Raw genomic sequence first — 17128 nt, forward strand, 5'->3', positions numbered from 1 at the left:
TTAATTTTCATCCTGCGCACTACTCCACCGGCGCGCTCGCGTTTCGCCCTGCGATAAGCACCGAGACCGTGTAGGCGGCCTTTGGCTCCAGACCGGCCAGCACCAGCGCAGCCGCATCGGGACGCATGCGCGACAGGAAACCCGCCGCGAATTCGGGGGCCATTTCTGCAAATAACGCCGCCGCATCTTTCGGCTTCATGTTCTCGTAAAGCGTCACCAACCGCGCCAGATCAGCCTCGGTCGCACCATCGGCAATTGCGAGAGTCGCGGCCAGGCGGTCTTCGGCGGCGATCAGTTCGGCGAGCTTTAGGTCAAGCTGGGCTTGCGCCAGCGCGATGGCCTGCGCGCGGCTTTCAAGTCTTGCCGCACGCTCGGTCACTGCGGCCTCGCGGATGCGCAGCGCCGCCAAGAAGGCACCTGCATCGGTGGGGGGCGTGCAGGCCAGCGGTGCCACGGCAGGCGGCGCGCCCGAAACCGCCAGTGCCTGCCCCGCCGTTTCGCCGATGCGGATCAACCCCGAGGATGCAAAGAGCACAATGACCACCCACAGGGCACCGGGACCGCCGCGTCGCCGCGTACGGGCGGCGGGGCGGAGTGGTGCCGCGTCGGGTTTTCCCCTGTGGCTCATTGCGCCGCCTCCAGATCCTCGTGGGGCGTGCGCCGCCGCACCAGGCGAAACCTGCGTGTGGCCTGACCCGGTTCGGGAAGGTCGTGCATCGAGGCCAACAGCAGCTCCAGCCGTGCCGCTGCCTTCTCGGAACGTTCGGTGAGCGCGGTCAGCGTGGTGGCCGAGGCCCCTGCGGTGCTCTGTGCCTTTTGCAGTGCCTTTGTCATGTCATCGACTTGCGCTGAAAGCACGGCGATGGCACCCCCCATGCCGGTCTCAAGCTGATTGAACCGCGTAAGCCGCCGCGCCAGCACCAGACAATAGGCTGCCGCGCCAATTGCCCCCGCGCCCAGAAGGATGTCTGCAATGAGTTCCACGCCTGAGCCTCCTCAGTTCACCACGAATTCCGTCACCAGCAGGTCGCGCACGCGCCCCTCACCGGTGACAATCTGCACCCGCCGCAACATCTGCGCGCGCAAGCGGATCAGCGCGCTTCGATCCTCAATCTCGGCAACTTCGACGGCACGCAGGTACCCGTTCAGCACATCCATGACCCGAGGTAGCAGCAGGATCACTTGCGCCTCGTATGGCTTTGCAACCTCAAGCTGCGCGCGAAACAGCAAATGCCGCGCCGCCACACCGGTTCCGAGCTGAATCACCAAAGGCTCCATCGGCACAAAGGCGATGTCGGGAAGGTCGGCAACGACAACGCTTTCAGGGTTCACCGGCGGTTCCGAAGGAGAACCGAGAATCAGCCCCGAGAAGACCGCATAAAAGCCACCAGCCCCTAGCAGCAACATGGCACCAAGCCCCGCAAAAAGCGGGATTTTAGACTTCTTCGCAGGCGCGGCTTGCGCCACAGGGTCGCTTTCGGCCATGACATCCCCGCATTTCCGTTGCCCCAGATATAGACCCAAGCCCACTAACCGATTGTTAAGCGCAATCGGCGATTGATCAGCCAGGCGGTGGGCAGAAGCCCGCTCAACTGGAGGTGTGCATTGCAGCCGTTGATTGACCTCTGGATGGCGCTTGAACCGCGTCGCCGTGTTCTTGTTGCGGCGGCGACATTCGTGGTTTTCGCCGCGGTTCTCGGCCTCTCCGGTATGGTCACGAAGCCGTCGATGGCACTTCTTTATGCGCGGATCGAAGGCACAGGGGCGGGCGATGTTGTCGCCGCGCTCGAACAGCGCGGTGCAAACTACGAGGTGCGAGGCGACGCAATCTATGTCGAAACCTCGCGGCGCGATGAATTGCGGATGATTCTCGCAGGCGAAGGGCTGCCCGCCACCGGGGGCGCTGGCTACGAATTGCTTGATTCGCTCTCGGGTTTTGGCACGACGTCGCAGATGTTCGACGCAGCCTATTGGCGCGCCAAGGAAGGCGAACTTGCACGGACGATTTCCGCAAGCCCGCTGATTCGGTCTGCCCGGGTTCACATTGCCAACCCGACCGCGCAGCCGTTTCGAAAAGATCTGCACCCCAGTGCCTCGGTCATTGTCGCAACACTCGCAGGCGGGCTTTCACCATCTCAGGCTAAGGCATTGAAATACCTTGTGGCCTCCGCGGTTACTGGAATGAGCCCGGAGGATGTAGCCGTGATCGACGGGGTAGGTGGGCTGGTCTCGTCGGGCGAGGAACTTGCGGCCGCGCCAGGGGGTGACGCGCGCGCACAAGAGATCAAATTGCGCGTCGAGAGGTTGCTTGAAGCGCGGGTGGGCTATGGCAACGCCGTGGTCGAGGTTTCGGTGGAAACGGTCACCGAACGTGAGGCGATCACCGAGCGCATCTTCGACCCCGCAACCCGCGTGGCGATCTCCACCGAAACGCAGGAGCGCAGCAATTCCACGACCGACGCGGGCCGAGGGGCGGTATCGGTAGCTTCGAACCTGCCTTCGGGCGCGGGAGCCGAAGCAGGAAGTTCGCAAAGCCGACAAAGCGAAACCAGCGAGCGGGTCAATTTCGAAGTTTCCGAGACCACCCGCGAGGTGCTGCGCAGCCCCGGCGCGATCAAACGGCTCAGCGTGGCAGTTCTGGTCGACGCGGTGCAAGCCACGGGTGCCGATGGTGCCGCGAGCTATGAGCCGCGCGCCGAAGAGGAGCTCGCGGCGCTGCGTGATCTGGTCGCCTCAGCGGTTGGCTTCGACGCCGCGCGGGGCGATGTCATCACGCTGAAATCCATGCCGTTCCAGCCAGTCGTACCCTTGGGTGAGTCGGCACCATCCGGGGTGTTCTCGAATCTTGTGATCGACCTGATGTCGCTTGCGCAGCTCGCAGTGCTTGGCACCGTAGCGCTGGTGTTGGGTCTTTTCGTGCTGCGCCCAATCCTGCTGCGGCCACCATTGCGGAGGTTTGCCGAATTGCCCGCGCCCATGCTCCAAGCCGAGGCAGCGCCCTCGCGGGCACTTACCGGGATGATCGACGAAAGCGGCTATGTGCCGGACGATCTGCCGGTGATCTCCGGCTTCGATATGGCCATGCCAATGCGCAAGGGGGATTTCGGCTCCGACCCCGATTCGGTCGATCCGGTGGCCCGGCTCAAGAAACTGATCTCGGAGCGACAGGATGAATCCGTCGAGATCTTGCGCAGTTGGATGGAAGACCAAGGGGAGCGCGTCTGATGGCTACTCCATTTCGCCTTGAGGCTTTCGACACCGGCGACCCGGATCTGGAAGCGGTGCAGATGAACCTTGCCGATCTTGAGGAGGCGAAGCTTACGGCTTTTGAAAAGGGCTTCAGCGCGGGTTGGGAAGACGCGGTGGCCGCGCAGGAGGCCGAGGCCGGCAAGCTGCGCGCCGATCTTGGGCGCAACCTTCAGGCGCTATCCTTCAACTACCACGAGGCGCGTGGCCATTTGCTGCATGCGCTCGAGCCGCTGCTGCGCGATATGGTGGCAAAGGTGTTGCCCGCCGTCGCCCGCGAAACTCTGGCCGCGATCGTGCTGGAGCAGCTTTTGCCGATGGCCGAAAAGCTGACCGAAGCGCCGGTAACCGTGATGGTCAGCCCCGAAAGCCGCGAAACGGTCGAAACGGCGCTTGGCCTGCGTGCCGGTTTCCCGCTCCGGTTTTGCGAGGAGCCTTCGCTGAGCGATGGCCAGGTGTACCTTCGGCTTGGAGAAACCGAGACGCGGGTCGATCTCGACGGGGTGATCGCCGCAATTGCCAGCGCCTTGTCAGCGTTTTTCCAACTTGAGAACGAGGTGAGCCAGAATGGATAGCCCGAGCCGGTCCGACGCGCAGTCTGCGAACCCGTTCACCCAGGTGCCAATCGAAATCACCATTTCGGTCGGCAAGGCGCGGCCGCTGGTGCGCGAGCTGCTGCGGCTCAAGCGCGATGCAGTTCTGCCGCTCGACCGAAGGGTGGATGACCCGGTAGAGCTTTACGTTGGCGACAAGCTTATAGCGCGGGGTGAGCTGACCGAACTGACCGGCGATCAGGCGGGCCAGCTTGCGGTGCGGTTGACCGAGGTGGCCGATCTCCAGAACGGGTTGTGAATGCGCGCGGCCTTGATACTGCTGCTGCTGCTTGCGGCCGCGCCTGCCGGGGCACAGGACATTACCCTTTCGCTCGGCGGGGGCGACAGCCTTGCCGGGCGCACCATGCTGACGATTGCGCTTCTGACCGTGCTGAGCCTCGCGCCCGGCCTGGCGATCATGGTCACCTGTTTTCCGTTTATCGTCACCGTGCTCTCGATCCTGCGGCAGGCAATAGGCTTGCAGCAATCGCCGCCGAACATGCTCATCGTCAGTCTCGCCATGTTTCTGACCTGGTTCATCATGGAGCCGGTTTTCACCGAGGCGTGGACCGTTGCCGCCGCGCCGCTGATTGATGGCATAATCGACATTCCCACCGCGTTCGACCTCGGGTCCGAACCCTTTCGCGGCTTCATGGCACGGCGGATCGACCCCGACACGTTTACCGCCCTGCTCGGTCTGCGCCCGGAACCGGTATACGACGGCAGCATCGAGCAGGCACCGCTTTCGGTGCTGGTGCCGTCGTTCATGCTGTCAGAGGTTTCGCGTGCCTTCGAGATCGGGTTTCTGCTCTACTTGCCGTTCCTGATCATCGATCTCGTCGTGTCTGCGGTGCTGATGTCGATGGGGATGATGATGGTTCCGCCAGCGGTTGTTGCGCTGCCCTTCAAGCTTGCCTTCTTCGTGGTGGCCGATGGCTGGACCTTGGTTTCCGGGGCATTGGTGCGCAGCTATTTTTGAGTGCCGAACCCAAGGCATCAGCCCGGCGCACGCGCCATGGTGACCGTGGTGCCGCCATAGCGGCGCTGGTCGAGCAACACAAATCCCTCGGGCAAGATCGGGCGCGCCGCCTCTTCCCAGACCACCCTCGCGCCCGGAGCAAGCCAACCGCCGACGAGGCAGGAGGCAAGCGCAAGTTCACCCAAACCCTTGCCATAGGGCGGGTCGAGAAACACGAGGTTGTAGGGGGCATCACGGTTTCGCCCCATGTCGCGTGCGTCGCCGCGCAAGACATCAGTTGCGGGTGCCGCCCGCATCAATTCGATGTTGCGCCTCAGCAACCCGCGCGCCGCAATTCCGTCATCAACAAAAACCACCCGCGCCGCGCCGCGCGACAGCGCCTCGAGCCCAAGCGCCCCGGTACCCGCGAAAAGGTCAAGCACCCGCGCGCCGGGCAGCGGGTTGCCGTGGGTTCCGTTGACGAGCAGGTTGAAAATCGACTCGCGAACCCGGTCAGAGGTCGGGCGCAGATGCGCCTCGGCGTCGCCCGTCCCCACCTCGGCGAGTTTCAGGCCGCGCGCGGTGCCGCCGATGATCCTCACAGCAATGCCTTGAGGTCAGTCAGGGGGTCCGCCACTCTGGCGGCGTCGGGGCTGCGCCCCGCCTCGATCAGCCGCTTGCCGACCATATAGGCGCGTGCATCGTTCAGCGCATCGACGGCAAGCAGGGTTTTGCCACGGTAGTACCAGACCGAATAGCCCTCGGCCCGGCGGGTGATGACTTGGTCATAGCCGGTATTCAGCCCGGCAATCTGCAGTTTCGCATCATACTGGTCAGACCAGAACCAGGGCCTGGGCACATAAGCCGTTGCGGCACCAAGAATGTTTCCGGCGACGCATTCGGCCATATCGATCGCGTTGCCGACACTTTCAAGCCGCAACCTGCCGCCGCCCATCGGGAACGACGCGCAATCACCCGCCGCCCAGATCGCGGGATCAACGGTGCGGCCCTCGGCATCGACCGCAATGCCGTTGTCGATGGCCAATCCCGCCGCCTGCGCCAGCGCTGTTGCTGGTGCCACGCCGATGCCGACGATCACCAGATCGGCGGGCAGGTTGCGCCCGTCCGAAAGCTCCACCCCGCGCACCGAGGCGTCGCCCCAAAGCCGCGAAATGCCAATGCCTTCGATAATCTCGACCCCGTGCGCCAGATGCATGGAGCGGATGGCGTCGGCGGTTTCGGCGCTGGCGACGCGGCCCAGAATGCGCGGAGCGGCCTCGACCAGCACCACCTCCAGCCCCAGCTTGCGGGCCACTGCGGCGGCCTCAAGCCCGATGTAGCCACCGCCGACCACCACCAGCCGGGCACCTGCGCGCAGCGCCGGTGCCATGCCATCGACATCGGCGAGGTTTCGCACCACATGCACGCCCGCAAGCGTGCCGCCAATCGCCGCCGGCAAGCGGTGCGGCACTGCACCGGTCGCAAGAATGAGCTGGGAATAAGGCACCTTAGCGCCCGCAAGCCGCACCTCTTTTGCGGCGCGGTCGATTGCTGTCACAGCAGTGCCAAGCCGCAATTCCACCTGCTGTTCGGCCCAGAACTCCGGCGAGCGCAACAACAACCGGTCGATCGGCATCTGGCCGAGAAGATACGCTTTCGAAAGCGGCGGGCGCTGATAGGGTGCCAGTGGCTCTTCACCGATGATGGTAATCGGTTCCGCGTAGCCCAGTGCGCGCAGTTTGGCCGCGGCAGAAGCCGCCGCCTGACCCGCGCCGACAATAACCACACCTGCCATACCCATCTCCTACTGGTCAATTCCGGGTCGGACCCTATATCTGAGGCCAACCAGAACGCAACGCGAGAGGAGCGAACCATGACCATTTCCGTAGGCGACAGGCTGCCCGCCGCCACCTTCCTGCAAATTGGCGAAAACGGGCCGGCACCGGTTGAACTGGCCCCCCGCCTCGCCGGCAGGAAGGTGGTCATTTTCGCAATTCCCGCCGCATATTCCGGCACCTGCACAAACGCGCATGTGCCAAGCTTCATCCGCACCAAGGCTGCATTTCTGGCGAAGGGCATTTCAGAAATCATCTGTATCGCGGCAAACGACCCGTTTGTGATGAACGCCTGGGGCGAAAGCACCGGCGCCACCGCCGCAGGCATCAGCATGCTTTCCGATGCGGATGGCAGCTTTGCGCAAGCGCTCGGCCTGAGCTTTTCAAACCCGGCAACCGGGCTTTACAACCGCTCTTCGCGCTATTCGATGCTGGTTGAGGATGGCGTGGTCAAGGTGCTTCGCCGCGAAATGAAAGGCGGCACTTGCGAGATTTCGGGCGGCGAAGCGCTGCTGGCGGAAATTTAGGCCACGCCGTTTATGCGCCCGTAGGCATTCCCCCTTCTGGGTGAAGAGTTGCGACCCGCGGGCGCGGTATCAATTGCTGCCGTCATCGCGCCGAAACGGCCCCTGCGCCGAAAGCTCTGCTATCTCATGTGCTGCGTCCTCACGCTCCTGCGCGAGGTAGTTCGCAACGGCACGGCGAAAGGCTGGGTCCGCGATCCAGTGCAGCGAATGCACCGCCGCAGGCAGATAGCCCCGCGCGAGTTTGTGTTCGCCCTGCGCCCCGGCTTCGACACGGGCAAGGCCGTGCGCGATCGCCCAGTCAATTGCCTGATGATAACATAGCTCGAAATGCAAGCTTGGGTGCACCTCGATCGCGCCCCAGTATCGGCCGAAAAGCGCCTCCCGCCCGATGAAGTTGAGCGCGCCTGCGACCCAACGCCCCTCACGCCGCGCGAGCACCAGAAGCACATCGCGATTAAGCGCCATGGCAGCTTCAAAGAAAGCGCGCGACAGGTACGGTCGCCCCCACTTGCGTTCACCCGTATGTTGATAGAAATCCCACATTGCCGCCCAGTGTTCGGGCATTATCTCTGCACCCGTCAGCGCGACCATTTCGCCCCCGAATGCCTGCGCCTCAGCACGCTCGCGTCGCAGCGCCTTGCGCTTGCGCGAAGACAGGTCGTCGAGAAAATCGCTGTATCGCGTGTAGCCGCGATTGTGCCAGTGATACTGGGTCGTGACCCGCGGCAGATAGCCTGCGGCCACCCCCAGATCGGATTCTTCGGCAGTGCAGAAGGTCAGATGCGCCGATGACAGCCCCGAATTCGCGGCCAGCGCCCGAAGGGCTTCGAGAAGCCCAATGCGCCCCGCTGCCTCGTGCCCGGATCGCGCGAGCAGCCGCCGCCCTGTCACCGGCGTGAACGGAACCGCGACTTGCAGCTTCGGGTAATAGCGCCCGCCTGCGCGCTCCAGCGCTTCGGCCCAGCCATGATCGAAAATGTATTCGCCCTGCGAATGGCTTTTCACATAAGTCGGCGCGACGGCAATGACCTGCCCGGCGTCGCGCAGCACGAGCGGGCGGGGCTGCCAGCCGGTGCCCGGCCCGACCGATCCGGATGCCTCGAGCAACGCCAGAAAGCGATGCGTGGTGAAGGGGTCGTAAGGCCTTGCCCCATCGACGGTTTCGGGGCAGGCGCAAATATCCCAATCGGCTTCAGGTATTTCTGAAACCGAAGGGAAAAGTTCCGCCTCAGGCATTGCTCCAACCCAGGTCGCTACGCATGCCGCGACGCGGCGTAGCCCTCGAAGGTGATGTTGTGGGCGATCTTGCGCGCCGCAGCCTCGGCTTCGGGGGAACGAATGGTCCAGCAGAGTACCGCGGCACCCCTTGCTTTCAGTTCCGCAACGCGCGGGCGCGCGAGGTCGGCGGCCTCGTGCGAAATGAAACTTGCGCCGACGCGCTCATAATCCCGGATATCGCGCAGGTGGTCGCAGACCGCCCCCAGCAGTTCCGGATAATCCTCGGGCAAATAGGCGGCGGTGGTCAGCCCGACCGCCACATCGGGTGCCGCAGCATGAAAGGCCGCAACGGAATGGGGGTTGAACGACATCACCGCAACGGGGCCCGCGTAGCCCCGCAACGCATCGGCAACCGCGCGCTCAAGCGCCCCGACCTCGGGCCCGCTGGCCCCGCTCTGGTCTTTGATCTCGATCAGCAGCGGCACCCGGCCTGCGACTTCGGCCAAGACGCGCGCCAGCGTCGGCACCGCCTCTCGCCCGCCCAGCAGGGGTAGTCGCCCAAGCGCATCAGCGCTCAGGCCGGTGATGTTTCCGGGCATCCCGGTCAGCCGCTCAAGGTCATAGTCATGAAACACCATCGGCACGCCATCGGCAGATGGTTGTATATCCATTTCAATTCCGTAGCCCTCTTCCAGCGCTGCACGCACCGCCTCGATCGAATTCTCGGGGCGGCCCGCGGTGGCGTCATGAAAGGCGCGGTGCGCAAGTGGAATGCGCAGAAAATCGGGGTGCAAGGCGGGCATCATGCGACCTCGAACACCGCATCGATTTCCACCGCAACACCGCGCGGCAGCGATGGTGCGGAAACCGCGGCGCGGGCATGACGCCCGGCCTCGCCAAACACATTGACCATCAAGTCGGAGCACCCGTTGATCACCTCGGGTTGGTCGGTGAAATCGGCGGTGGAATTCACGAAACCGACAAGCTTCACCACCCGCCGCACCCGGTCCAGATCGCCTCCGCAGGCGGCGCGCGCTTGCGCGAGCAAGGCAAGGCCGCAGGCGCGCGCGGCGGCGGCCCCTTCCGCCACACTCATGCCGCCGCCGAGCTGCCCCTTGATCAGGCCATCGCTGCCTTGGCTGATCTGGCCAGAAACGAAGAGCAGATTGCCGCTCCAAACATATGGCACATAGTTTGCCGCAGGCGCAGGGGCAGGCGGAAGCATGATGCCCAACTCCGTCAAGCGCGCTTCAATTTTTCCGCTCATTACTCTTCTCCTCGGTTTTCGCTGCGCAGCATTTTGCCTGCGCCAATGATGCCGCATCGCAGCATTCTTCAGGAAACCAGCGCCTCCGCGCGCTTCAGATCGACACTTACCAACTGGCTCACACCTTGCTCGACCATGGTGACGCCAAACAAACGGTCCATGCGCGCCATCGTAACCGCGTGGTGGGTGATGATCAGAAAGCGCGTGTCGGTGCGGCGCGCCATTTCATCCAGCAGGTCGCAAAAACGTGTCACGTTCGCATCATCAAGCGGCGCATCGACCTCGTCGAGCACGCAAATCGGTGCCGGGTTGGCAAGAAACACCGCGAAGATCAGCGCCATCGCGGTCAGCGTCTGCTCGCCCCCCGAGAGCAGGCTGAGCGTCGCAAGCTTCTTGCCCGGCGGCTGACACATGATCTCCAGCCCGGCTTCCAGCGGGTCATCGGATTCGACCAGCATCAGGTTGGCCTCGCCGCCGCCGAAAAGATGGGTGAAAAGCAGCCGGAAGCTCTCGTTGACCTGTTCGAATGCGGTCAGCAGCCGCTCGCGTCCTTCGCGGTTGAGGCTGCCGATGCCGGCGCGGAGCTTGCGGATTGCCTGCTCCAAATCCGCCTTTTCTCGCACCAGCGTTTCGTGTTCGGCCTGCACCGCGCGCGCGTCCTCTTCGGCAAGCAGGTTGACAGCGCCAAGCGCCTCTCGCTGGCGGCGCAGGCGCGCGACATCGATTTCAAGCGACTCGGCAGCGGCAAGCCGGGCGGGGTCGGTGCCGAGGCTTTGCAGCAGCGCTTCGGGTGACAGATCAGCTTCGTCCTGAATCCGCCCGGCCGCTGCACTGACTGCCTCGACCGCTGCATCACGCCGCGCTTCGGATGCTGCACGCGCCTCGCGCGCCTCACCGGCACAGCGCTCGGCCTCGCGCTCGGCCTCGGCGGCGGTCCGCAGCGCTGCTTCGGCGGCGGCAAGCGCGTCTGCCGCCGACGCGCGGCGGCTTTCGGCGGCTTTGGTCGCATCAGCAAGCTCTCCGCGGCGGGCCGCAAGTTCGGCGGGAAGCGCCGCGGCCACCTGCAACCCCGCCTCTGCTTCCGCGCGCCGCGCCGCAAGCTCGCTGCCTCGCTTTTCGGCCGTGTCGAGCCGCAGCCGCCACCCCGACATCTCCTTGACGATCTCCTGCCTGCGCCGAAGCCGGGCCTCTCCCTCGCGCCGCAAGTCCTCATGCGCGGAACGCCGCGACAACATGCCGATCCGCGCCGCCTCGACCGAAAGCTTGCTGCGCTCGACGGCGCTGCGCGAGGTGGCAAGGTCGGGCAGGGCGGCCAATGCCGCCTCGACCTCGGCGGCGCGTTCCTGCGCTGCTTCAGCCTCCTGCGCGTGGCGCTGGCGTGCCTGTTCGGCCGATTCGAGCCTGCTGCCCGCGATCGAGCGATCCGCTTCGGCGCGGCTGAGCGCCCGCCCCGCCTCGGCAAGCGCCCGGTCGGCATCGCGCCGCCGCTCGCGCGCGGCGGCATCGGCACGGCTCGCCTCGGCCAAGGCCAGGGTCAAAGCCTCGTGCGCCTGCCCGGCCCCCGTGGCGCGCGCCGAGACATCTTCGAGATCGCGCTTCAATTCCACCAGCCGGTTGAGTTGCTGCAACCGCAGCGCCGTAGCTGAGGGCGCATCCTCGGCTGCCGACCGCAATCCGTCCCACCGCCAAAGGTCGCCCAGAATCGAAACCAGCCGCTGCCCCGGCGCAAGCGCCGCCTGCAACCGCTTGCCTGTCGCGCGGTCAGGCACCACCCCGATCTGCGAAATCCGCCGCGCCAGCACCGCGGGTGCCCTGATCCGTTCGGCCAGCGGTTCTGCGCCCTCGGGCAGAGGTTGCGCTTGCGGATAATCGGGCAGCACCGCCCAGCCAGAGCCAGCTTCCCCGCTGGCTACCGGCGCGCGCAGATCATCGGAAAGTGCGGCACCGAGCGCCAGCTCGTAGCCTTTGCCGACCTGAACCTGGTCAAGAACCTGATTGCCGCCGCCCGCCTCGCGCTCCACCAGCCGCGCCAGCGCAGCGACCTGCGCGCGCAGCGCACCCGCTTCGCCCTCAGCTTCGGCGCGGGTGGCGCGGGCGCGGGACTCGCGCTCCTGCACCGAGGCGCGCGCCTGTTCGGCGGCAAGCAATGCCGCCTCGGCGGCCTGCGCCAACGCCTCGGCCCCGGTGCGCGCCGCCTCGGCCTCGGCATAGTCGCGCCCGGCGCGCGCAAGCGCCGCCTCCGCCTCTGCGGCCGCCTCTGCGGCGCGCGCCGCTTCGGCTTCACCGCGCGCCGCCGCAGCGCGGTTTTCGGTCAGCAACCGTTCGCCGGACTGGTGCCGCGCTGCCAGCCGTGCCGCATCTTCGGTCAATTCGGCGAGTTCCGCCTCGCTCGCCTGCAACGCTTGCGCGGCGGCGCTGGCGGCTACCGCTGCATCCGCCAGCCGGGCGTCGTGGCCCTCGCCTGCCTTGGTGATCTGGCCCTGCTCCCATTCCAGCCGCGCGATAGTTTCGAGCGCGTCGCGGTTCAGACCCTCCTCGCGCTCGGCGTCTTGCGCGAGTCGCGCATTCTGCGCCTGCAGTTCGGAAATGCGGGCGCGCGCTTCCGCCTCCTGCGCCCCAAGCGCATCGCGCTGCAGCACGACCCGCTGCAGGATTGCCCCTGCAACCGCCTCGCTCTCTCGCAGCGCTGGCAAGGCCTGCTCCCGCGCCTGCCGCGCCGCCTCGGCGGAACGCGCCGCCGCTCCAGCTTTTGCTGCGGCGATCGTTGCGGCGGTCAGCACCGCGTCAGCCTCGCCGCGCAAACCTTCGGCATCGCGCCAGCGCAGATACAGCAAGATGCCCTCGGCGCGCCGCATCTCGGCCCCGATTTCGCGGTAGCGCGCCGCCGCGCGGCTCTGCCGCATCAGCGCGGCAAGCTGCTGTGCAAGCTGCTCAACCACGTCATCGACACGCAGCAGGTTCGCCTCGGCGGCGCTCAGCTTCAGCTCGGCCTCGTGGCGGCGCTGGTAGAGGCCGGAGATTCCCGCCGCCTCCTCCAGAATCCTGCGTCTGGATTTTGGCTTGGCGTTGATCAACTCGGCAATCTGCCCCTGCCGCACCAAAGCGGGCGAATGTGCGCCGGTCGAAGCATCAGCAAACAGCATTTGCACATCGCGCGCCCGCACCTCGCGGGCGTTGACACGGTAGGCCGAACCCGAATCGCGGGTGATCCGCCGCACGATTTCAATGGTGTCGGCGTCGTTGAAGCCCGAAGGTGCCAGCCGCTCGGCATTGTCGATGGCAAGCGAGACCTCGGCAAAGGCGCGCGCCCCGCGCGAGGCGGCCCCGGCAAAGATCACGTCCTCCATGCCCTCGCCGCGCATCACTGTGGGCCGGGTTTCGCCCATTACCCACCGAAGCGCCTCCAGCAGATTCGACTTCCCGCAACCGTTCGGGCCGACAACCCCGGTGAGCCCGTCATGGATGACGAGATCAGTCGGGTCGACAAAGCTCTTGAAACCGTTGAGTCGAAGCCGAGTGAAGCGCAAACAGATACCCTTTTTCCCGGAGTGAGTCTCCGGCGTGAAATCTTTCGCGCGTTGGCGACGGCTGTCAACCGCCGGGCCCATGATATGGAGGCGCTTGAGAGAATATCCACAAGATATGCGGTGATACGACCCGCAATCCGCAAGTAGGCCGCGCCAGCTGCGCGACACCGCGCAGATCACCAGCCAATCGCGGCGCGGCGCAATTGCATTTTGTTTGCCGCGGGACTATTTCAGCCCGATGCTGCATCACGGGGGGGGCACAGGCGATGAACTGGATCTCGAACTATGTCCGGCCCAAGATCAACTCGCTGTTTTCCCGCCGCGAGGTGCCCGAGAACCTTTGGACCAAGTGCCCCGAGTGCGGCACCATGCTGTTTCACCGCGAACTGAGCGAAAATCTCAACGTTTGCACCTCCTGCGAGCACCACATGGCGATCACCCCGCGCGAACGCTTCGCGGCGCTGTTTGACGGCGGCGTTTTCGTCGAGGTTCCGGTGCCCGATCCGGTGATCGACCCGCTCGCTTTTCGCGACCAGAAGAAATACCCGGACCGGCTTAAGGCCGCCCAAAAGGCAGCGGGCGAGAAAGAGGCAATGCTGGTGGCAGATGGCGAAGTCGGTCGCACACCCATCATTGCCGCCGCTCAGGATTTCTCTTTCATGGCCGGATCGATGGGCATGTATGTGGGAAACGCCATCGTCGCCGCCGCCGAGCGTGCCGTAATGCTCCGGCGCCCGCTCGTGCTTTTCGCCGCGGCGGGTGGTGCGCGCATGCAGGAAGGCATTCTGAGCCTGATGCAGATGCCGCGCACGACGGTTGCCGTGCAAATGCTGAACGAGGCCGGTCTGCCCTATATCGTGGTGCTCACCCACCCGACCACCGGAGGTGTCACCGCTTCCTATGCGATGCTCGGCGATGTGCAGATTGCCGAACCGAACGCGCTGATCTGCTTTGCCGGTCCGCGCGTGATCGAACAGACGATCCGCGAAAAACTGCCTGAAGGATTTCAGCGCGCCGAATACCTTCTCGACCACGGCATGCTTGACCGTGTGACGCATCGCAAGAAACTGCGCGACGAGATCATCAGCATCCTGCGCATGCTGATGCGTCAACCACAGGCAATAGTAGCGGACCTGCCCGCCCCCAGCCGCTGAAACTGCTTTGGTCCAAATATCCTCGGGGGGTGAATGGGCCGCCTGGCCCAGAGGGGGGCTGAAGGCCCCCCTGCCTCTCTCAGCCGGAATCCGCTATGCCCCAGCCATCCGACACGATTCTGACCCGGCTGATGACGCTTCATCCAAAAGTCATCGACCTTACGCTTGATCGCGTCGAGCGGCTTCTGGTGGCGCTTGGGCACCCCGAACGGGCGCTGCCTCCGGTCATCCATATTGCCGGCACCAACGGCAAGGGTTCGACCCAGGCCATGCTGCGCGCGGGCATGGAGGCGTCCGGCAAGCGCGTCCATGCCTACACCTCGCCGCATCTTGCGCGCTTTCACGAACGCATCCGTCTGGCGGGTGCCATCATCCCGGAGCCGATGTTGGCGGCGCTGCTGGACGAATGCGAGGCGGCCAATCTTGGCCAGCCGATCACCTTCTTTGAAATCACCACCTGCGCCGCATTTATGGGGTTCGCCCGAACGGCGGCTGATTACACATTGCTTGAAGTCGGCCTAGGCGGCAGGCTCGATGCCACCAATGTTCTGCCACGCCCAGCTCTCACCATCATCACGCCGGTCTCGATCGACCATCAGCAATACCTGGGCGAAACCCTGCCCGAGATTGCGGGCGAAAAGGCCGGTATCCTCAAACGCGGGGTGCCCTGCATCGTCGGACCGCAGCAACCCGAAGCGCTTGCGGTGATCGAGTCGCGTGCGGCGCGGCTTGGTGCCCCCCTCTGCGCGCACGGGCAGCACTGGCACGCCTTTGAAGAGCGCGGGCGGCTGGTCTTTCAGGACGAGACCGGCCTGCTCGACTTGCCGCTGCCGAACCTTCCCGGCCCGCACCAGATCGAAAACGCGGGTGCCGCGCTCGCGGCACTGCGCCATCTGGGCTTTGATGGATCTGCCTGCGAGGCTGCGGTAACGCGCGCCGAATGGCCCGCCCGGATGCAGCGGCTGACGCGCGGCCCGCTGGTCGAGGCGGCCCCGAAGGCCGAGCTTTGGCTCGATGGCGGCCACAACCCTGCGGGCGGGCAGGCGATTGCCGCAACCCTTGCGCGGCTGCCCCGCCGACCGACGCATCTGATCGTCGGCATGCTCAACACCAAGGATGTCGCGGGCTACATGCGCCCATTGGCCGGGCAGGCGGCCACGCTGACGGCGGTCTCGATACCGGGCGAGCCAAACACGCTCAGCGCCGATGCGACCATGGCCGCGGCGCGCGCTGCCGGAATTGCCGCCAGCACTGCCGAAAGCGTTCTTGCAGCCGTCGCCGCGCGTGCCGCCGCCGAACCCCGCGCCCGCATCCTCATATGTGGTTCGCTCTACCTCGCGGGCGGAGTGCTGCGCGAGAACGGTTAGCCCCGCACTTCCCAATCCGCCGCCTGCATTTCGCGCAAGCGGCTGGCGGTGCGGGCAAATTCAAAGGTGCCTTCACCCTCGACATAGAGCCGCTCGGGCAGGTCGGCGGCAGAACAGATCAGCCGCAGCCGCGCCTCATATGCCGCGTCGATCAGGGTCACGAAGCGCTTCGCCTCGTTGAAATTTGAAGCAGAAAGAAGCGGGATCTCGTCGATCATCAAAACCCGCACCGCAGCTGCAAGCGCAAGATAATCGGCAGGGCCGAGCGGGCGGGCGCACAACTCCCAAAAGCTCGCGCGCGCCACACCCGCATGATGCCGTTGCAGCACGAGCTCTCGCCCCAGAAGCGGCAGGCGCAGTGGCACGCCGGGGTCGGCACCGGTCAGATCATCCCACATCGCCTGCATGGCGCGCGTGGATTCGGCGTTGACCGGGGTGAAATAGACCTTTGCACCCGCAAGCCGATGCTGGCGATAGTCGGTCTCGCTTTCCAGCTCCCACACTGTCAGCCGCTCCCGCATAAGCGTGATGAAGGGCAGAAATAGAGCGCGGTTGAGGCCGTTGAGATAAAGGCCCTCTGGCACCCGATTCGAGGTGGTCACCACCACCACGCCAAGATCGAGAAGATACTGAAAGAGCCGCCCGACGATCATTGCATCAGCGATGTCGCCTATCTGCATTTCGTCAAAGCAGAGCAGCCGCACCCTGGAAGCAATGGCCTCGGCCACCGGGTGCACCGCGTCCTGCACATCGGTCTTGCGCAGGGCGTGCAACTGCCCCTGCACCTCCTGCATGAAGCCGTGGAAATGCACCCGGCGCTTTGCAGGCGTGGCGACATGGGCAAAGAAAAGGTCCATCAACATCGACTTGCCGCGCCCGACGCCGCCCCACAGGTAAACGCCCTTTGGCGGGGCCGGCGCAGGTGCGCGCGCAAGCAGTCCGCGCAACCCCTTGGCGCGACGCGGCAGAGGCACCTCAAGCGCCGCCCGCACCGCTTCCAGCAGCGGCAGGGTAGCGCGCTGCGCCGGGTCGGCGTGCAATTCTCCCGCCGTCACGCGCGCATCGTAGATTTCGGTAAGGGTTTGTCTCATGCGCCTCCGATAGCGCGGCCCGCGCTGCTTGAGAACCCCGCGCGCATCGCATAGGTTCGCCTCACCCGTGCAATATTCCTAGGAGCCCCGATGTCTCAGCGACTTCACCTCGTTTTTGGAGGCGAGCTGGTCGACCCTGCGCATACTGAGTTCAAAGACGTGAACAAGGTGCATCTTGTCGGACTCTTCCCTGACTATGCGAGCGCCTATGCCGCCTGGAAGGCACATGCACAGCGCACTGTGGATGATGCGCACACGCGGTATTTCCTCGCGCATCTGCACCGCCTGCGCGACGAGGGGGAAGCTGCCAGCGCCACCGAGGAGCTGGGCGGCTAGTGCCGCGAA

18 protein-coding genes are annotated in these 17128 nt (G+C 65.2%); 8 read left to right on the forward strand and 10 right to left on the reverse strand.

From position 1 onward, the window contains the following. Positions 1-19 precede the first annotated feature (19 nt). From Q8J98_RS03900 to fliL, 3 genes are read right to left on the reverse strand one after another with little or no spacing between them, the layout of a single operon-like run. The gene (locus Q8J98_RS03900) at positions 20-628 is read right to left on the reverse strand and encodes a MotE family protein (RefSeq protein WP_305293229.1); all 609 of its coding nucleotides are present in this window, start codon (positions 626-628) and stop codon (positions 20-22) included. Beyond that, the gene (locus Q8J98_RS03905; protein ID WP_305184750.1) at positions 625-984 is read right to left on the reverse strand and encodes a hypothetical protein; all 360 of its coding nucleotides are present in this window, start codon (positions 982-984) and stop codon (positions 625-627) included. Before Q8J98_RS03905 ends, Q8J98_RS03900 begins: the two co-directional genes overlap by 4 nt. Before the next feature lie 12 nt (positions 985-996). Then, entirely contained in the window at positions 997-1485 is a 489-nt protein-coding gene (gene fliL, locus Q8J98_RS03910; RefSeq protein ID WP_305293230.1) for a flagellar basal body-associated protein FliL, read from the reverse strand. A 144-nt stretch (positions 1486-1629) separates the two neighbouring features. Between fliL and fliF the strand changes: the two genes are divergently transcribed. Genes fliF through fliP form a run of 4 tightly spaced genes read left to right on the forward strand, consistent with a single transcriptional unit; the run spans position 1630 to position 4818 of the window. After that, the gene (fliF, locus tag Q8J98_RS03915) at positions 1630-3225 is read left to right on the forward strand and encodes a flagellar basal-body MS-ring/collar protein FliF (RefSeq protein WP_305293260.1); all 1596 of its coding nucleotides are present in this window, start codon (positions 1630-1632) and stop codon (positions 3223-3225) included. After that, positions 3225-3821, forward strand: coding sequence for a flagellar biosynthesis protein (locus Q8J98_RS03920; RefSeq protein WP_305293231.1), 597 nt, complete (start codon positions 3225-3227; stop codon positions 3819-3821). The genes fliF and Q8J98_RS03920 overlap by 1 nt, the downstream gene beginning before the upstream one ends. Continuing rightward, positions 3814-4098: a FliM/FliN family flagellar motor C-terminal domain-containing protein gene (locus Q8J98_RS03925; protein ID WP_305184753.1), complete on the forward strand. Its 285-nt coding sequence runs from the start codon at positions 3814-3816 to the stop codon at positions 4096-4098. The genes Q8J98_RS03920 and Q8J98_RS03925 overlap by 8 nt, the downstream gene beginning before the upstream one ends. Beyond that, positions 4099-4818, forward strand: coding sequence for a flagellar type III secretion system pore protein FliP (gene fliP, locus Q8J98_RS03930; RefSeq protein ID WP_305184754.1), 720 nt, complete (start codon positions 4099-4101; stop codon positions 4816-4818). It abuts the gene before it with no gap. A 17-nt stretch (positions 4819-4835) separates the two neighbouring features. Here fliP and rsmD read toward each other — a convergent pair whose 3' ends face one another. Next, entirely contained in the window at positions 4836-5399 is a 564-nt protein-coding gene (gene rsmD, locus Q8J98_RS03935; RefSeq protein ID WP_305293232.1) for a 16S rRNA (guanine(966)-N(2))-methyltransferase RsmD, read from the reverse strand. Next, positions 5396-6592, reverse strand: coding sequence for an NAD(P)/FAD-dependent oxidoreductase (locus Q8J98_RS03940; protein ID WP_305293233.1), 1197 nt, complete (start codon positions 6590-6592; stop codon positions 5396-5398). The genes rsmD and Q8J98_RS03940 overlap by 4 nt, the downstream gene beginning before the upstream one ends. Before the next feature lie 78 nt (positions 6593-6670). Between Q8J98_RS03940 and Q8J98_RS03945 the strand changes: the two genes are divergently transcribed. Further along, positions 6671-7159: a peroxiredoxin gene (locus tag Q8J98_RS03945; RefSeq protein WP_305293234.1), complete on the forward strand. Its 489-nt coding sequence runs from the start codon at positions 6671-6673 to the stop codon at positions 7157-7159. A 69-nt stretch (positions 7160-7228) separates the two neighbouring features. On the opposite strand, the gene Q8J98_RS03950 is transcribed toward Q8J98_RS03945, so the two are convergent. The 4 genes from Q8J98_RS03950 to smc form a co-directional block, all read right to left on the reverse strand. Continuing rightward, entirely contained in the window at positions 7229-8395 is a 1167-nt protein-coding gene (locus Q8J98_RS03950; RefSeq protein ID WP_305293235.1) for a GNAT family N-acetyltransferase, read from the reverse strand. A 17-nt stretch (positions 8396-8412) separates the two neighbouring features. After that, complete coding sequence (locus Q8J98_RS03955) at positions 8413-9183, reverse strand: glycerophosphodiester phosphodiesterase family protein (RefSeq protein ID WP_370868053.1); 771 nt, start codon at positions 9181-9183, stop codon at positions 8413-8415. Continuing rightward, complete coding sequence (locus Q8J98_RS03960; protein WP_305293236.1) at positions 9180-9644, reverse strand: RidA family protein; 465 nt, start codon at positions 9642-9644, stop codon at positions 9180-9182. The genes Q8J98_RS03955 and Q8J98_RS03960 overlap by 4 nt, the downstream gene beginning before the upstream one ends. A 68-nt stretch (positions 9645-9712) precedes the next feature. Then, positions 9713-13171, reverse strand: a complete 3459-nt coding sequence (gene smc / locus Q8J98_RS03965) for a chromosome segregation protein SMC (RefSeq protein ID WP_305293237.1) — start codon at positions 13169-13171, stop codon at positions 9713-9715. 266 nt (positions 13172-13437) lie between these two features. On the opposite strand from smc, the gene accD reads away from it, so the two are divergent. Together accD and Q8J98_RS03975 are read left to right on the forward strand one after the other, a co-directional pair. Beyond that, positions 13438-14325 carry an acetyl-CoA carboxylase, carboxyltransferase subunit beta gene (accD, locus tag Q8J98_RS03970; protein WP_305184762.1) on the forward strand — a complete coding sequence of 296 codons (888 nt, stop codon included), beginning with the start codon at positions 13438-13440 and terminating at the stop codon, positions 14323-14325. Positions 14326-14420: 95 nt separating this feature from the next. Further along, positions 14421-15692 carry a folylpolyglutamate synthase/dihydrofolate synthase family protein gene (locus tag Q8J98_RS03975; RefSeq protein ID WP_305293238.1) on the forward strand — a complete coding sequence of 424 codons (1272 nt, stop codon included), beginning with the start codon at positions 14421-14423 and terminating at the stop codon, positions 15690-15692. Here Q8J98_RS03975 and zapE read toward each other — a convergent pair. Next, on the reverse strand, positions 15689-16783 hold the full coding sequence (gene zapE / locus Q8J98_RS03980; protein ID WP_305293239.1) for a cell division protein ZapE: 1095 nt from the start codon (positions 16781-16783) through the stop codon (positions 15689-15691). The genes Q8J98_RS03975 and zapE overlap by 4 nt on opposite strands. A gap of 90 nt (positions 16784-16873) precedes the next feature. Here zapE and Q8J98_RS03985 point away from each other — a divergent pair, with 90 nt between their 5' ends. Further along, entirely contained in the window at positions 16874-17119 is a 246-nt protein-coding gene (locus Q8J98_RS03985; protein WP_305184765.1) for a DUF4170 domain-containing protein, read from the forward strand. Positions 17120-17128 lie beyond the last annotated feature (9 nt).

Origin of the sequence: Phaeovulum sp., from assembly GCF_030684035.1 — a bacterium.
GTDB lineage: Bacteria > Pseudomonadota > Alphaproteobacteria > Rhodobacterales > Rhodobacteraceae > UBA6213.

Excerpts from the sequence above, each read along its gene's own strand:
- Q8J98_RS03940 (WP_305293233.1), bottom strand. The coding sequence starts at position 6,592 with ATGGCAGGTGTGGTTATTGTCGGCGCGGGTCAGGCGGCGGCTTCTGCC.
- fliP (WP_305184754.1), top strand. The coding sequence starts at position 4,099 with ATGCGCGCGGCCTTGATACTGCTGCTGCTGCTTGCGGCCGCGCCTGCC.
- Q8J98_RS03975 (WP_305293238.1), top strand. The coding sequence starts at position 14,421 with ATGCCCCAGCCATCCGACACGATTCTGACCCGGCTGATGACGCTTCAT.
- Q8J98_RS03960 (WP_305293236.1), bottom strand. The coding sequence starts at position 9,644 with ATGAGCGGAAAAATTGAAGCGCGCTTGACGGAGTTGGGCATCATGCTT.
- Q8J98_RS03925 (WP_305184753.1), top strand. The coding sequence starts at position 3,814 with ATGGATAGCCCGAGCCGGTCCGACGCGCAGTCTGCGAACCCGTTCACC.
- zapE (WP_305293239.1), bottom strand. The coding sequence starts at position 16,783 with ATGAGACAAACCCTTACCGAAATCTACGATGCGCGCGTGACGGCGGGA.
- Q8J98_RS03985 (WP_305184765.1), top strand. The coding sequence starts at position 16,874 with ATGTCTCAGCGACTTCACCTCGTTTTTGGAGGCGAGCTGGTCGACCCT.
- fliL (WP_305293230.1), bottom strand. The coding sequence starts at position 1,485 with ATGGCCGAAAGCGACCCTGTGGCGCAAGCCGCGCCTGCGAAGAAGTCT.
- accD (WP_305184762.1), top strand. The coding sequence starts at position 13,438 with ATGAACTGGATCTCGAACTATGTCCGGCCCAAGATCAACTCGCTGTTT.
- Q8J98_RS03945 (WP_305293234.1), top strand. The coding sequence starts at position 6,671 with ATGACCATTTCCGTAGGCGACAGGCTGCCCGCCGCCACCTTCCTGCAA.
- Q8J98_RS03955 (WP_370868053.1), bottom strand. The coding sequence starts at position 9,183 with ATGATGCCCGCCTTGCACCCCGATTTTCTGCGCATTCCACTTGCGCAC.
- fliF (WP_305293260.1), top strand. The coding sequence starts at position 1,630 with ATGGCGCTTGAACCGCGTCGCCGTGTTCTTGTTGCGGCGGCGACATTC.
- Q8J98_RS03920 (WP_305293231.1), top strand. The coding sequence starts at position 3,225 with ATGGCTACTCCATTTCGCCTTGAGGCTTTCGACACCGGCGACCCGGAT.
- Q8J98_RS03900 (WP_305293229.1), bottom strand. The coding sequence starts at position 628 with ATGAGCCACAGGGGAAAACCCGACGCGGCACCACTCCGCCCCGCCGCC.
- Q8J98_RS03950 (WP_305293235.1), bottom strand. The coding sequence starts at position 8,395 with ATGCCTGAGGCGGAACTTTTCCCTTCGGTTTCAGAAATACCTGAAGCC.